Genomic DNA, 14,154 nt, shown 5'->3' with positions numbered 1-14,154 from the left:
TTCCGGTTGAAAAGGGTGAAGAACTCGTGACGGTGTACAGCTACTCCGGCTCTACGATCACTTCGAGTCGCACCTGCCTGCCCCATTTCTGCTCTGCTGCGACCCCTTCTTCTCTTTCCGGACCTCGAAGGGCTCACGTGAAGATCCGCCGAATTCTTGCCACAGCAGTTGCCGCCGCAGTGACCACGCCTGCCCTCATGCTGTCGGTCACCCCCGCGTTCGCCGATGACAAGCCCGCGTCGCAGACGCAGGAGAAGCCGTCCATCGCGGAGCTGAAGAAGGCCGCCGCGGCGGCCAAGGCGGTGTACGACGACGCCGTGGCGGCCGAGACCGCCGCCTACGCGGCCGTCGAGATCGCCATGTCCGACACCACTCCGCTGGCGCTGGCCGCCGCGGAAGCCAAGACCGAGGCGGACGCGGCGGCCGCCGCGAAGACCTCCGCGGACGAGGCGGTCGTCGCCGCCCAGGCCGTGGTCGACGCCCTCACCCCGGAGTCCACCGACGAGGAGAGGACCGCCGCGGAGTCCGCTCTCACCCAGGCCGAGGCCGACGCCGTGTCCGCCGACACGGCCAAGACCGCCGCGGACGCCAAGCTCACGGAAGCCCAGGACGCGCGCGACGACGAGCGGGTCGGCGCAGCTCGGACTCTGGACCAGGCGCAGAAGGCCACCAAGGCGGCGCTCGCCGACAAGGACGCCGCCGACAAGGCGCTGGCCAAGGCGGAGGAGGAGGCGGCCGAGGAGGGCGACGACGACGAGGACTGCGTCCCCGAGCCGAAGCTCACCACGGTCGTCACGGGTCTGCCGTCCACGGTCGTCGCCGGCACGAAGGTCAACTTCAAGCTCCGGGTGACCAACGGCACCGACAGGACGATGGACGAGGTGTTCCCGTTCGCCTACGTCCACGCGACGGACAAGAGCGGCCGCAACGACCTCGGCGACCTGGTGCACCTGCAGTGGTCCTCCGGCTCCTCCTCGAAGTGGGAGAACGTCGACAACGAGAACTACATGGACCCCATCAGCTCGCTGAAGGGCGGGTCCCATGTCGACGTGAAGATGCGGCTCGCGGTCGACGCCTCGGCCCCTGCGGGCAACGGCGTCACCTTCGTCGCCGGTGACTACTGGAACGACAACGGCAGCTGTGGTGGAAGCCCGGACCTCGAGGGCTACGAGTTCATGATCGCCGCCGTGGGCAGCGAGCCCGGCAAGGGCGAGGCCACGCCCGGCCCGACCAAGCCGAACACCCCGGACGTCAAGCCGCAGAGCGGCTCGTCCACCCCCGTGGGTAGCCTCGCCGCCACGGGCTCCTCCGACGCCACGTCGCAGCTCGCCCTCGCGAGCGGTGCGGCCCTGGCGATCGGCGCCGGTGCGGTGTTCGTCGTACGCCGCCGCAAGGCCGGTTCCCACGCCTGACGCATGAGACGTGGTGCCGGCCGGGCACCATGACCCGCGCAGGTCGCCCGACGGGCCCGACACCGAGAGGTGTCGGGCCCGTCGTCGTGCGCGGCCACCCCGGCGTATCTCGTTTGCCGTGGTCGGGGCGGCGGGGCACGATCGGCGAATGGACTACGTCGTGCGTGCGGTTCGGGCCGAGGAGTGGGAGCGGGCCAGGGAGATCAGGTTGGCGGCGCTGCGGGACCCGGCTGCCCCGATCGCCTTCCTGGAGACGTACGAGCAGGCGCTGACCAAGCCCGACGTGTTCTGGCAGGAGCGGACGGCGAGGTCCTCCGCGGGGGAGCACGGCCGTCAGTTCGTCGCGGAGGCTTCCGACGGCCTGTGGGCGGGGACGGTGTCGGTCCTCGTCGAGCGGCCCGCGGGCGAGCCGGGCTTCGGGGAGGCGGCAGAGGTCGACCAGGCCCACCTGGTGGGGGTGTTCGTCCGGCCGGGGCACCGGGGGCGCGGGGTGGTGGACGCGCTGTTCCGTGAGGCGATCGACTGGTCCTGGTCGCTGACGGGACCGCCGCTGCAGCGGGTACGGCTCTATGTCCACGAGGCCAACGCGAGGGCTGCGGCCTCCTACCGCCGGATCGGCTTCGTCCCGACCGGGCGGACGCTGCCGATGGAGGGCGACCCGACCTCGCTCGAACTGGAACACGAGATCCGCCGCCGGTGAGCGGGAGGAGGCAGCGAGGTGGTCAGCGCGGTCCGGCTGCCGGCAACGGTTCCCGCCAGCGGGCCCGGGCCTGTTCCTCGGAGCGGAGCAGGACCAGGGTGGTCATTCCCAGGCCCTCACCGGCCGACAGGAGCTCCGGGAGCTGGGGGAGCGGGGCCACGGCCGCGACATCGTCGAGGACGAGCGTCATTGGTGGGTCGAGCCGACCGTCGGTTGACCGTGCGGCCATGCGGCGGCCGTGCTCGACCACGTGCGAGGCGAGTGCGGTGAGCAGGGGCATCGCACCGGGGTGGTGGCGGGGATCCTCGATGGGTTCACCGACCACATAGAGCGTTCCCCCTTCACGCGCAAAAGAATCCAGTACGAGCGCATCGGCTCGGTTGGGTGTGCACGCCTCACGGACGTGGACCGACGAGAGGGCCGCGAAGGCACGCACGATCAGTTCCTGTGCCACGTCCTTGCGTTCGGGGTACGCGGTGAGTGCCGACTCCAGGAGCCCGGCGAGCCCCGAGGCCGCCTTCGGGTGCGTACGGAGCAGGCGTACCGGTTCGTGGCCTCCGGCGCCGGAGGCCCAGCGGTGGACCTGGCGGAAGGGGCGGCCGTCCACGGCTGCGGCGTGCAGCCAGCAACGGAGCAGGGTCTCGGCGGTGTCGGCGACGGCCGCGTCGACGCGGGCCAGGGGGCGCACCGGGGTGAGGAGCGCGGCTGCCCGGGACGCGGCGGTGGCGGGGTCCTCGCAGCCGGCGGTGGGCGGCCAGTGGAGGCGGGCCGGGGTGTCGCAGAGGTGGCCCGGGTCATAGACGAGGACCGGGCCGAGCTTGCTGCGGGCGTCCTTGGTCTCGGCCCAGACGGTGGGGTCCGAGGTCACGACGAGAGCGGGGCCGTCGGCGTCACGGATGGCGTGGACGACGGCCGGTCGGCGGGTGGCGGACGCGCCGTAGAGGACGTGGGGGGTGCGGGGCGTGGGGACCGGGGCGCCGGTCTCCCGCGTGTACGCGGCGAGGGCCTCGACGGGGTCCGCCTGCGCGGCCCCGTGCGCGTACGGCGTGACGGTCGCGGGTGCCGGGGCCGCCTCCACGGCGGCCACAGCGGGGGTCGCGGCGGGCGTCGGAGCGGGGACTTGAGCGGGGGCCGGTTCGGCGGGCCGCGCCTCGCGTGCGGGTGCCTGGGCGGCCTCCTGCGGTGCGGGCGCGGGGGCGTCGGTCGTCCGGGCCGCCTTCCGCTGTGCACGGACCAGCCTCCAGCGTGTCACCACGCCCACCGCGAACACGGTCAGGACCAGCAGCACCATCACTTCGCCGATGAACAGGCCCCAGAACAGCCCGTACCCGGAGAGTTCGCCGGGCGGGGTGTCAGGCCAGGCGCCCGGCAGATCCGTCGGCTCGACCGCCAGGGCGCGCAGGGCCAGCGGTGTCCCTGCGAACGAGACGCCGTCCGGCCAGCCCCCGTGGGCGAACAGCCCCGCCAGGCCCGTCGCCGTCCAGGCCAGGACCGTCAGCCCGAAGAGGAAGGCGAGGAGGCCGATCAACAGGCCGTCCGGGATCCCTCCCTGGCCCTCTCCGCCGCGTCCCGGACCGGATGGTGCCTGGCGTGCCATGTCATGCCACCGTTGACTCGGACGACTCGTTCAGCCGTTGCTGGTGCTCGATCCGCGCCGCTCGCTGCTCCGCCTCCAGCTCCGCGGCCCGTACGTCCTCGGGGAGCAGGTCCACGGCGGAACCCTCGGTCATCGCACGGTCGGTGAAGACCAGGGGGCGTTCGGCCTCGGTGATCAGGTGCTTGACGACCTGCACGTTGCCGTTGACGTCCCACACGGCGATGCCCGGCGTCAGCGTCGGGATGATCTCGACAGCCCACCTGGGCAGGCCGATGACCTTGCCCGTCGCTCTCGCCTCGTCCGCCTTCTGGGCGTAGATCGTGCGGGTGGAGGCCATCTTCAGGATGGCCGCCGCCTCCTTCGCCGCCGCGCCGTCGACGACGTCGCTGAGGTGGTGGACGACCGCGACGAAGGACAGGCCGAGACGGCGTCCGAACTTCAGCAGGCGCTGGAAGAGCTGGGCGACGAAGGGGGAGTTGATGATGTGCCAGGCCTCCTCGACGAGGAAGATGCGCTTCTTCCGGTCGGGCCTGATCCAGGTGTGCTCCAGCCATACGCCGACGATGGCCATGAGGATCGGCATCGCGATGGAGTTCCGGTCGATGTGCGAGAGGTCGAAGACGATCAGCGGCGCGTCGAGGTCGATGCCGATCGTGGTCGGGCCGTCGAACATGCCGCGCAGGTCACCGTCGACGAGGCGGTCCAGGACGAGGGCGACGTCCAGGCCCCAGGCCCGTACGTCGTCTATGTCGACGTTCATCGCCTCGGCGGACTCGGGCTTCGGGTGGCGCAGTTGTTCCACGATGTCCATCAGTACCGGCTGGCGCTCGGTGATGGTGTCGTTGACGTACGCGTGGGCGACCTTGAGTGCGAAGCCCGAGCGCTCGTCGAGGCCATGGCCCATGGCCACCTCGATGATCGTGCGGAGCAGGGCCAGCTGGCCGGTCGTGGTGATCGACGGGTCGAGGGGGTTGAGCCGGATCCCGTCGTTCAGCGCGGCCGTCGGGTCGAGCCGGATGGGCGTGATGCCCAGTTCCTCGGCGATGAGGTTCCACTCGCCGACGCCGTCCTCACCCTGGGCGTCCAGGACGACCACCTGGCGGTCGCGGAAGCGGAGCTGGCGCAGCACATAGGTCTTCTCCAGCGCCGACTTGCCGTTGCCGGACTCGCCGAGCACCAGCCAGTGCGGGGCGGGGAGCTGCTGCCCGTAGAGCTGGAACGGGTCGTAGATGTAGCCCTTGCCCGAATACACCTCACGCCCGATGATCACGCCGGAGTCGCCGAGACCGGGCGCGGCGGTCGGCAGGTAGACGGCCTGGGCCTGACCCGTCGACGTACGCACCGGCAGCCGGGTCGTCTCCACGTTCCCGAAGAGGAAGGCGGTGAAGGCATCCGACAACGCGGACAGCGGATCTCGCATGGCGTGACTGCCCTCTCGTTAGCGACGGATGCCGGTGGCGAACGGCAAGGTGTTCACAAAGGCCCGGTGGTGCTCCCGGTCGCACCACTCCAGCTTCAGATAAGACTTGCCGGCCGAGGCCCGGATCGTCCGCTTGTCGCGGGCGAGTGCCTCGGGGGACCGGGACGACACGGTGATGTACCCCACCAGATTCACCCCGGCCGCGCCGCTCGCCAGATCTTCACCCCGCTGGTCGAGCCGCCCGTGGGCGGCGATGTCGCGGGGGTCGACCGTGCGGTTCATCTTGGCCTGGCGGCTCGCCTCGGCGTCGTCGTTGGTCTTCTCGGTCAGCATCCGCTCGATGGCGATCTCGGTGGGTTCGAGGTCCATGCAGACGGCGACGGTGCGGATCACGTCGGGCGTGTGGACGAGGAGGGGCGCCAGGAAGTTCACGCCGACCGGGGTCATCGGCCATTCCTTCACCCAGGCCGTGGCGTGGCACCAGGGGGCACGCGTCGTCGACTCACGGGTCTTGGCCTGGAGGAACGTCGGCTCGACCGCGTCGAGTTCGGCCGGCCAGGCGTTGCGCTTCGTCATTGCCTGGATGTGGTCGATGGGGTGGTCAGGGTCGTACATCGAGTGCACGAGGGAGGCCAGCCGGCTCTGGCCGAGCGGCTGCCGTACCCGGATGTCGGCTTCGGCGAGACGGGCGCAGATGTCGGTCAGCTCGCGCGCCATGACGACGGCGAGGCCCGCGTCCCGGTCGACCTTGCGGCCGCCCTGGGGGCGGATGGCACGGGCCATGGCATTGGCCTCGGCTGCCAGGTCGCGGCTGTAGTGCATGCAGGCGACGAGGTAGGCGCGGTGCTGCTCGCTGGAGGTGGAGACCATCGACTGGAGCTGGTCGTAGGAGTCCTGGAGCCAGCCGGGCGCCGACCTGTCGCCGCGCTGGGCGACGTCCTTGGCGTGCGCGTCGGGGTCGGCGGGCAGGGTGCGGGCCAGCATCTGGAGGCGCGTCACGAAGCCGTCGCCGTTGGCCACGTGCTTGAGCAGGGTGCCGAAGCGGTCGACCAGGGCCTCCTGGTCCTCGCTGTCACGCAGGCCGACCCCGGGGCCCTCGATCTCGATGGCGGCGGTGACCGTGCGCCGGTCGGCGTGCAGCAGTACGGCGATCTCGTCGGGGCCGAACGGCGCGGCGAGCCAGCTGATCCTGCCGATGCCCGGCGGCGGCCCGATCTCCACCTCGCGTCCGCCGGCGCTGACGCCGGCCTCCATGGCGGACGAGCGGTAGGCCGTGCCGCGGCGCAGGGTGCGCTTGAAGCTGCGGTTGATCTCGAACCACTTGTAGAAGGTGCGGCCCTTGTAGGGGACGTAGACGACGGCCAGGGCCAGCATGGGGAAGCCCATGAGCGTCACGATCCGCAGGGAGAGGACCGGGACGAGGAGCCCGCTCATCATGCCGAGGAAGGCCCCGAGGATGATCAGCGCGATCTCGCCCGTCTCGCGGTTCTTGCCGACGATCGCGTTCGGCCGGGCCCGGCCGATGAGATACGTGCGGCGGGGCGCGATCGTGTGGGCCTGGGTCGTCAACGCCCTCCACCTCCTGTGCTCGTGTTACCTGTGCTGCCTGAACCGCCTCGTGGAGAGCGGTTGCCGTGGGGGGTGCCGGAGGTGGGTCCGGCACCGCTGCGGGGCGACGGGGCGGAGCCGCCCCCTGCGCCCGGGTTGCGGGAGCTGTGGGCGGCGACACCGCCGCTGACCGGGTTGGAGGGCCGTGCGCCGCCACCGCCACCGCCTTCACCGCCGCCACCGCGGCCGCTGTGGGTCTTGATGCCCTGCGAGACGAGCGCGGCGGGCGAACTGATCATCGCGGCGGCCTGGGAGCCGTCGGTCGCCTGCTTGCGGTTGGTGCGGGCGCCCTGGATCTCGTCACCGAAGCCGGGGACGAAGCGGTAGATCATGGCGGAGGCGAAGATGGCCAGCAGGATGATGGCCAGGCCGGAGACGACCGCCGAGAAGGCGTTGGGGCCGTCGTCGGCGGAGAGCGCCCCGGCGAGCCCGAGCACGATGACGATGACGGGCTTCACCATGATCACGGCGATCATGATGCCCGCCCAGCGGCGGACGTGGCCCCACATGTTCTTGTCGACGAGCCCGGAGTACACGACGACACCCAGCAGGGCGCCCACGTAGAGCAGGGCGGCCCGGATGACGAGCTCCAGCCACAGGATGCCGGCGGCGAGGATCGAGACGAGCGAGACGACGATCAGCATGATCGGCCCGCCGCCGATGTCGGTGCCCTTCTTGAGCGCCTCGGCGAAGGACCCGAAGAAGACGTCGGACTGTCCGCCTGTCGCGGCGGAGATGACTTCCGTGACGCCGTCGGTGGCGGAGACCACGACGTACAGGATGAGCGGGGTGAAGGCGGAGGCCAGGACCGTGAGCCAGAGGAAGCCGATGGCCTCGGACATCGCGGTGGTGAACGGGACGCCCCTGATGGCGCGCTTGGCCACGGCGAACAGCCACAGGACCAGGGTGAGGATGGTGGACGCCGCGAACACGACGGCGTACTGGGTGCGGAACGTGGAGTTGGTGAAGTCGACGGTCGCGGTGCTCTCCACGGCCTCGCTGAGCTTGCCCACGAGGTAGGCGGCGGCGTCGGCGCAGCCGCGGGCGAGCGAGGTGAGGGGGTCCAGGGCGTCGTCGGTCACGGTGGGCGTACTGCGGGCTCCGGATCCGGCTTCGCCGTCCTCGCAGTAGTCGCGAGCAGCACCGTAGATGAGGTCGCAAGGGTTGTTGCTACCGCTCGGGCTGGGCGTAGGGGTTGGGGCAGCTGTGGCTTTTGCGGCGAACACCACAAGTGTGGCCTGTGTCGCTGCGAAGAGGGCAACGAGAGACCTTGGACGAAGCAAGGGCTTACCGGGCATAAGTGAAGCCTCCGAACCCGTTGACCGCACCGGCGATCTCATCTGCGCTGGATGCCCTGTTGTCGCCGCCCACGGGGGCAGGGCCGCCCCTCTGGGAATGCGTGATGGCCTTCCAGTCGCCATCGACCCATTGCAGTTCCATGGTGATGGTGAACCAGCCATCGGTAACTGGCTTGGTCGAGCCTTCACCCGCCAAGCCGATCAGACCTGAGCACCAGACCTCGACGGTCGCCTGATCTGCACCTGACTTCGTCACTTTGGTGCCGATGGGTGTCGTACGGGAGACGAACACGAAGCCGGCAGGGGGAGTGCCGTCGTCGTTGAGGCCGAGGTTTCTGAAGAAATCGGTCGAGTACGCCTTGTCGAGTGTGGTCCGGAACTTGTCGACGGAAGCTGGCGCAATTACGGCGTCGAGGATCCCGTCGCGCTTCGTCTTGTCGAACATCTCCGCGGACCCCAGCGCCACCGCGTAGTTCGCCGCCGCGCTCTGCGCCCCCTGCTCGTCATGCGCGAAGCCCGAGGCGATCGTTCCGTTCCTGCCCTGGACCGGCTTCGTGCCCGTCGCGGCCGTGGGGCCGGCGCCCGCCGTGTCCGACTGCTTCTCCTTGGCGCTGTCCGAGCCGCCGCCCCCGCCCTGGTTCGCGAACGCGATGGCCGCGATCAGCAGCACCACCACACCCACCACCATGATCAGCGAGCGTGAGTTGCGGGCGGGCCTGCGGGCGTAGCCGTCGCCCTCCTCGCCGCCGGGCAGACGCGTGCGTGTCTGCCGCGTCCCGCCGAGGGTGCTGTACGCGTCGTCGTTGCGGTTTCCCGGCTCGTGACCGCCGTAACCGCGCTCGTCGCCCTGGCTCATGCCGCGTACGCCCCCTCAGCCGTGTGCAGTTCCGCGTAGTACGACGGTAGCGCTGCTGGTTTCCGCGTGGGCGCGGTGTGGTGACTCGACATCAGGGGACGCAACCTCTGCCGGTGGGCACGACGGACGGGTGGTGGGGTGGACTCGGAGGGGCCCATGGCAGGGTGGTGGTCCGACCGTGGGTCAGACAGCCATGCCGTACACGATGGTGAACAGCGTGCCCAGCGATCCGATGATGAAGACGCCGGTCAGTCCTGCCACGATCAGGCCCTTGCCCTGTTCCGCGCTGAAGGTGTCGCGCAGTGCCGTCGCGCCGATGCGCTGTTTCGCGGCGCCCCAGATCGCGATGCCGAGACAGAGGAGGATGGCGACCGCCATCACCACCTCGATCATGATGCGCGCCTCGTTGCCCAGGGTCCCGAACGGCCCCCAGTTCGGGGCGATTCCGCCGATGATGGTGGTGATGTCGCCCTTCTCCGCTGCCAGGATCATGTAAGTCACCGCCCCTGTTGGGTAGTTCGCAGCCCGTGCCGTGCGACACGGGTCGGTCTCTATCTTCGCTGATGAAACCGGCATCGCACGACGCCTTCCCGGGTCTCTTTACCCGGATCTCGCACGTTTGACCGGAGGAGCTGCCCTGACCTGCGGCTCGCGCCGGATTCCGCCCGCATATGCATGGTTACTCTGTGTATCACGCTCCGTGACCGCTAGCAACGACGGTGGCCATGGGTTCCGGGTGCGGTGGATGCGTTCACCGGACTCCGGGCATTCGTACGCGCTGTTCGAGAGCCGTGCGTGCGCCGGTGGCTTTCGGCCGATGCGTCGTCAGGTGATCGGCTGTGAGCGGCTCATGTCTGCGGGTCCCGGAGCACGGTGCGTACGGGCGCCGGGCCGCGGGCCGGGGTCGTCCAGTGCGGCGGTGGCTTGAAATCGCACCACGAGCCGTCGAACGGGAACGCTCCGGCCTCGGCGAGACCGGCAACGCGTCGTCCCTCGGCACGGATCGCCGCCGCCTCCTGCGCGGACCAGTAGGCGGGGTGCCCGGTCTTCTCGGCGAACGACCGCTCGTCCTTCAATTGCCGGCTGCGGTCCGGCGCCACGAGGACGTCCAGCTCGTGATCGGCCACGTCGATGTCGTCGCCGTGATGGGTCCGGTGCTCCAGGTTCACGTACCAGCCGCGGAACCGTTGTCCGCGTCCGAAGAGCCAGAACACCGCGTGCGTGGCTCCGGCCGGCTGGTGGATGAGGGCGCTGCCCCGGGGCCACCGGCCGGCCCTTGCCGGATAGCCGTGCGGGGGCCGGGCCTCGGGCGCGATGTCCCGCAGGTGCGCCCGGCGGGGGAGCTTCGTCCGCCACATCGGGGTGCCGGACTCCAGCCACACCCACTGCCCTCCCTCTGTTCGTTCGACCAGGCGTACGGGCACGGAGGAGCTCAGGTGGCCGCCGATGAAGAGGTTCCACCGCAGGACCTGCCCGGCCTCCGGACCCACCGCGTCCGTACCGCTCCTGCCCCCGCCCAAGGACCCGCCCACGGACCCGGTCATCGGGTTAGGAGCGCCAGGTCCTCGTCGGTGAGCCGCAGCGCACCGGCGGCGACGTTCTCGACGAGGTGGTCGGGATTGCCGGTGCCGGGGATGGCCAGGACGTGCGGCCCCTGGTGCAGTGTCCAGGCCAGCCGTACCTGGGCGGGGGTCGCCCCGTGTCCGCGTGCGACCTCGATCACCGTCTCGTCGTGGGCCCGGATCGCGCCTTCCTCGCGTCCGGCGCCCGCGATGGCGAAGAACGGTACGAAGGCGATGCCCTGTTCGCCGCAGTAGCGCAGGAACGCGTGGTCCTCGGGCGGGGAACCGATGCCGTAGGCGTTCTGTACGCAGACCACGGGAGCGATGCTCCGGGCCTCGGCGAGCTGTTCCGGTGTGGTGTTGGAGATGCCGAGGTGGCGGATGAGACCGGCCTCGCGCAGCTCGGCCAGGGCGCCGAAGTGGTCGGCGACGGACGCGGCTGCCTGGCTGCTCGCGAGGCGCAGGTTCACCACGTCCAGGTGATCACGTCCGAGCTGGCGCAGGTTCTCCTCGACCTGGCCGCGCAGCTGCTCGGGGGCGGCCCATACGAACGCCCCGGAAGGGTCCCGGCCGGGGCCGACCTTGGTGGTGATGACCAGGTCGTCGGAGTAGGGGGAGAGCGCGCTGTTGATGAGCTCGTTGGCGGACCTCAGCGGCGAGAAGTAGAAGGCCGCGGTGTCGATGTGGTTCACGCCGAGTTCGACGGCGCGGCGCAGGACGCCCATGGAGCGGTCCCGGTCACTGGACGCCCGGTCGGCGAACGCCGCGCCGTTCTGCGGGAGCCGCATCGAACCGAAGCCGAGGCGGTTGACCGTCAGGTCCCCGAGCTCCCAGGTGCCGGACGCCGCAGCCGACACGGGTCCCGCAGCAGACACGGGTCCCGCTGCCGACGCGGATGCCGCTGCTGAAGCTGCCGATCCGGATGCCGATGCGCTGATCGTTTCCGATGAAGAGTGCATCATCGGATTGTTCCACCGGCCTGGTTCCCGCAGTTGCCGGTGCGCCGCCTCAAGCCCTCCCCCTCAGCGTCGCCGTGAAGCTGCGGCCGTAGGCGTGGTGGGTCGTGACGTCGAGGCGGGTGCCGCCGGGGACGTGGTGGACGCGGACCCCGGGGTCCGCCGAGACGGTCCGCAGGGGACGGCCGTGGAGGGTGACCGACACGGTGCGCCGCGTCGTCGTGGGGTCGGACACCGCGACGGAGTACGTGCCGCCCTCGGTACGGCGCAGCATGACGCTCGCCGGGCCGTCGATCGAGAGGCGTCCCGCCCGGTGCGTGCCGGGGGTGAAGGCGTTGGCGGCGGTGATGCCGAGGTGGGTGTGCGCCGCGGCCTGGAGGCGTTCCGTGTTGGACAGGACGGAGAGCGGGCCGTGCGCGTAGGAGGCCAGTTGCTCCGCGGAGGCGTTCGGGACGAGAGCGTGCGCCATGGAGGCGGGCCGCGCTCCGGCGGACTGTTCGTAGGACAGGGTGAAGACCTGCTTGGTCACCGGCGTGTCCGCGTTGGTGAGGCGTACGAGGCGTCGGCTGCGCGTGACCGTGTCGAGGGCGACGACCGGTGACGGGCCGGACAGGAAGACGTATCCGACCGAGGTCCTCTGCCCCGCGTCGGCGTACCGCAGCCAGGCCGGCGGGGCGGTGCCGGTCCGCTGCCAGGGCGACCCGTCGCGGAGGCCGCCCGTGACGGTGACCGGCGAGGAGGGGTCGGCGATGCGGCTGTCGACGGTGGTGGTCACCGCGCGGCCCGCCGGTCCGGTCACGCCCGCGGAGAGCACGAGGATCTCGTCGTCGAACATGAACCAGGACCTGGTGGCCCGCGCCGCGCGGTAGGTGACGAAGTCCTCGGGCAGCGTGCCCGCCTGCTGGGCGGCGTGGGCGGCGTCGTCGGACAGGACGAGTCCCGCCGATCCGTAGGCGTCGAGGCGGGCGCCGCCGGAGAACTCCTGGGTGGCGCGGGGGAAGTAGACGTAGGCGTTCTGCGATTCGGAGGACGAGGTGAAGCCGCGCCCGGGGTTGTCGTACCAGAGGGTGCCGTACAGCTCGGGGACGGTGCGCCGCGTTCCGGCGGGGGCCGTGACGCCTGCGAGCCGGTGGGGCGGGACGGCGGTGAAGTAGTCGATGCCGAACGCCTGCCGCTGGTCCGCGCCGGACAGGTACAGGTAGTGGGCGCCGGTGCCCTGGAACCACGGCATGAGGTTCTCGCCGCTCATGTACTCGTACATGCTGATCCGCGCGGAGCTGCGGGCGAGCGCGAAGGCGTAGCCGGGCCGGCGGTGGACGGTCCGGTCCATCGCGTTGTACGCGGCGTGGGAGGCGGCGGGGCCGAGATCCGTCGCGGGCACGGGGGAGCCGAGGATGTCGGCGTAGCGGGCGATGCTGACGGGGGAGACGAAGGCGGTGGGATCGAGGCCCGCCTTCGACGTCTGCCGGACGTGTTTGACGTAGCCCTGGAGGGCTTCGGTGTCGCTGCCGGTCGTGTGCGCGGAGAGGTCGACGACGGCTTCCACGACGGCGGTGACGTCCGCGTACCCCGTGCCGGTCCGTGAGACCGCGCGTCCCTTGACGATCTCCATCATCCAGCCTTCGAAGATCAGCGGGGCGAAGCCGTCGGCGATCCAGCCCTGTACGACACCGGGCAGGCTGTCGTCAGGGAGGTAGCCGGTGCCGTCGAGGATCTTGACGGTCTGGACGATGCGGGTGAGCAGCCCCTTGCCGTAGGAGCCGGTGTAGGCGACGGAGCCGTGCTGGACGAAGGAACCGTCGGCGTGGAAGCCGTCGGTGACCCCGTGGCGCGGCCGGTAGGGGTCGACCGTCGCGAAGACGGTCAGCTGGTCGGCGAGCGCCTTGGTGATGCGGGCCTCGTCGCCGAGCAGGGCGCCCTGGAAGATGCGGTTCGTCGTGATGTCGGCGAGGTTGGCGCCGGTGTGGAAGCGGGAGTCGAGATCGACGTCGCCGTCCTTGCCGTTGCGCAGGTAGCCGTCCATGGAGGCGATGTAGGTCGCGGTGAGTTCCGGACGGTGCTCGGCGACGTCGTCCCGGAGGAGGACCAGGGTCCTGGTGGCGTGGCCCGGTATGCCGATCTCCCAGTGGAACCAGTTGCCGTAGTAGCCCTTCGACCGGTCACCGAACCAGTCGTCGTGGAGCCGGGTCAGGCCGTCGACGACGCGGCGGCGGACCGTCGCGTCGGCGTACGGGCCGGAGGTGTCGGTGCCGCCGGGGAGGCAGGCGGCCAGGGCCATCTCGTAGAGGTACTGGTACGACGTGTTCAGGTTGGGGTCGCTGGTGCCGAGGGGTACGCCCTCGAAGAGTTCGTCCTGCCCGGCGCGGTCCATCGCCGCGAGCCTGGTCCGTGCCGTCGCCCGCAGCGCGGCCAGTTTCGGGGCGACCTCGGGGCGGGCGTTGGACTCGGCGGTGCCGGCGAGGACCGCGACGGTGTTGCGGAGGAGGACGGCCGCATCCGACGGTGCCGAGGACGTGGAGGCGCCGCCCGTGGCGGTCGGGTCGCTTCGTGGTGCCGCCTCGGCCCGCAGCGCCTGGGAAACCGCCCAGAGCGTGGCGGCGGGGATCGCGGACAGTGCGGAACGACGTGAGAGCTCCACCAGCACACTCCATGGTCCGGCCGTAAGTGCTTGTCGCCCTTGCTCCCAGCGAACCAACGGTCTCTCCAGCGTGTCAACGGCCTGGCGCGGCGGATGACTGGGGAGGA

11 protein-coding genes are annotated in these 14,154 nt (G+C 70.7%); 2 read left to right on the top strand and 9 right to left on the bottom strand.

Annotated elements, in window-relative coordinates; genetic code table 11:
• The first annotated feature begins 137 nt into the window (after positions 1 to 137).
• Positions 138 to 1,412 carry an LAETG motif-containing sortase-dependent surface protein gene (locus P8A20_RS16755; RefSeq protein WP_306103771.1) on the top strand — a complete coding sequence of 425 codons (1,275 nt, stop codon included), beginning with the start codon at positions 138 to 140 and terminating at the stop codon, positions 1,410 to 1,412.
• Positions 1,413 to 1,560: 148 nt separating this feature from the next.
• Positions 1,561 to 2,112 (top strand): GNAT family N-acetyltransferase, encoded by a 552-nt coding sequence (locus P8A20_RS16750; protein WP_147964317.1) that lies wholly within the window; start codon positions 1,561 to 1,563, stop codon positions 2,110 to 2,112.
• Positions 2,113 to 2,134: 22 nt separating this feature from the next.
• Here P8A20_RS16750 and P8A20_RS16745 read toward each other — a convergent pair whose 3' ends face one another.
• The 9 genes from P8A20_RS16745 to P8A20_RS16705 form a co-directional block, all read right to left on the bottom strand.
• Positions 2,135 to 3,709, bottom strand: a complete 1,575-nt coding sequence (locus P8A20_RS16745; RefSeq protein WP_306103770.1) for a type IV secretory system conjugative DNA transfer family protein — start codon at positions 3,707 to 3,709, stop codon at positions 2,135 to 2,137.
• Between the two features lies 1 nt (position 3,710).
• Positions 3,711 to 5,129: an ATP-binding protein gene (locus P8A20_RS16740; protein WP_147958446.1), complete on the bottom strand. Its 1,419-nt coding sequence runs from the start codon at positions 5,127 to 5,129 to the stop codon at positions 3,711 to 3,713.
• Between the two features lie 18 nt (positions 5,130 to 5,147).
• Positions 5,148 to 6,698, bottom strand: a complete 1,551-nt coding sequence (locus P8A20_RS16735; protein ID WP_147958445.1) for an SCO6880 family protein — start codon at positions 6,696 to 6,698, stop codon at positions 5,148 to 5,150.
• Positions 6,695 to 8,035, bottom strand: coding sequence for a hypothetical protein (locus P8A20_RS16730; protein WP_306103769.1), 1,341 nt, complete (start codon positions 8,033 to 8,035; stop codon positions 6,695 to 6,697). The genes P8A20_RS16735 and P8A20_RS16730 overlap by 4 nt, the downstream gene beginning before the upstream one ends.
• A complete protein-coding gene (locus P8A20_RS16725; protein ID WP_306103768.1) occupies positions 8,025 to 8,891 on the bottom strand; it encodes a DUF8175 domain-containg protein in 867 nt (288 codons plus the stop codon). Before P8A20_RS16725 ends, P8A20_RS16730 begins: the two co-directional genes overlap by 11 nt.
• 183 nt (positions 8,892 to 9,074) lie before the next feature.
• Complete coding sequence (locus P8A20_RS16720) at positions 9,075 to 9,383, bottom strand: DUF8827 family protein (RefSeq protein ID WP_014047394.1); 309 nt, start codon at positions 9,381 to 9,383, stop codon at positions 9,075 to 9,077.
• Between the two features lie 356 nt (positions 9,384 to 9,739).
• Complete coding sequence (locus tag P8A20_RS16715) at positions 9,740 to 10,435, bottom strand: ribonuclease FAU-1 family protein (RefSeq protein ID WP_306103767.1); 696 nt, start codon at positions 10,433 to 10,435, stop codon at positions 9,740 to 9,742.
• A complete protein-coding gene (locus P8A20_RS16710; protein ID WP_371934401.1) occupies positions 10,432 to 11,412 on the bottom strand; it encodes an aldo/keto reductase in 981 nt (326 codons plus the stop codon). The genes P8A20_RS16715 and P8A20_RS16710 overlap by 4 nt, the downstream gene beginning before the upstream one ends.
• A 49-nt stretch (positions 11,413 to 11,461) precedes the next feature.
• Complete coding sequence (locus P8A20_RS16705) at positions 11,462 to 14,047, bottom strand: polysaccharide lyase family 8 super-sandwich domain-containing protein (protein WP_306103765.1); 2,586 nt, start codon at positions 14,045 to 14,047, stop codon at positions 11,462 to 11,464.
• Positions 14,048 to 14,154 lie beyond the last annotated feature (107 nt).

The organism is Streptomyces sp. Alt3 (genome assembly GCF_030719215.1).
In the GTDB taxonomy this organism is placed as follows: Bacteria; Actinomycetota; Actinomycetes; order Streptomycetales; family Streptomycetaceae; genus Streptomyces; species Streptomyces glycanivorans.
This window is presented reverse-complemented; position numbering and strand designations above follow the sequence as displayed.

Coding starts and splice junctions, on each gene's coding strand:
- P8A20_RS16710 (WP_371934401.1), bottom strand. CDS start 11,412: ATGCACTCTTCATCGGAAACGATCAGCGCATCGGCATCCGGATCGGCA.
- P8A20_RS16730 (WP_306103769.1), bottom strand. CDS start 8,035: ATGCCCGGTAAGCCCTTGCTTCGTCCAAGGTCTCTCGTTGCCCTCTTC.
- P8A20_RS16745 (WP_306103770.1), bottom strand. CDS start 3,709: ATGGCACGCCAGGCACCATCCGGTCCGGGACGCGGCGGAGAGGGCCAG.
- P8A20_RS16750 (WP_147964317.1), top strand. CDS start 1,561: ATGGACTACGTCGTGCGTGCGGTTCGGGCCGAGGAGTGGGAGCGGGCC.
- P8A20_RS16725 (WP_306103768.1), bottom strand. CDS start 8,891: ATGAGCCAGGGCGACGAGCGCGGTTACGGCGGTCACGAGCCGGGAAAC.
- P8A20_RS16720 (WP_014047394.1), bottom strand. CDS start 9,383: ATGATCCTGGCAGCGGAGAAGGGCGACATCACCACCATCATCGGCGGA.
- P8A20_RS16715 (WP_306103767.1), bottom strand. CDS start 10,435: ATGACCGGGTCCGTGGGCGGGTCCTTGGGCGGGGGCAGGAGCGGTACG.
- P8A20_RS16740 (WP_147958446.1), bottom strand. CDS start 5,129: ATGCGAGATCCGCTGTCCGCGTTGTCGGATGCCTTCACCGCCTTCCTC.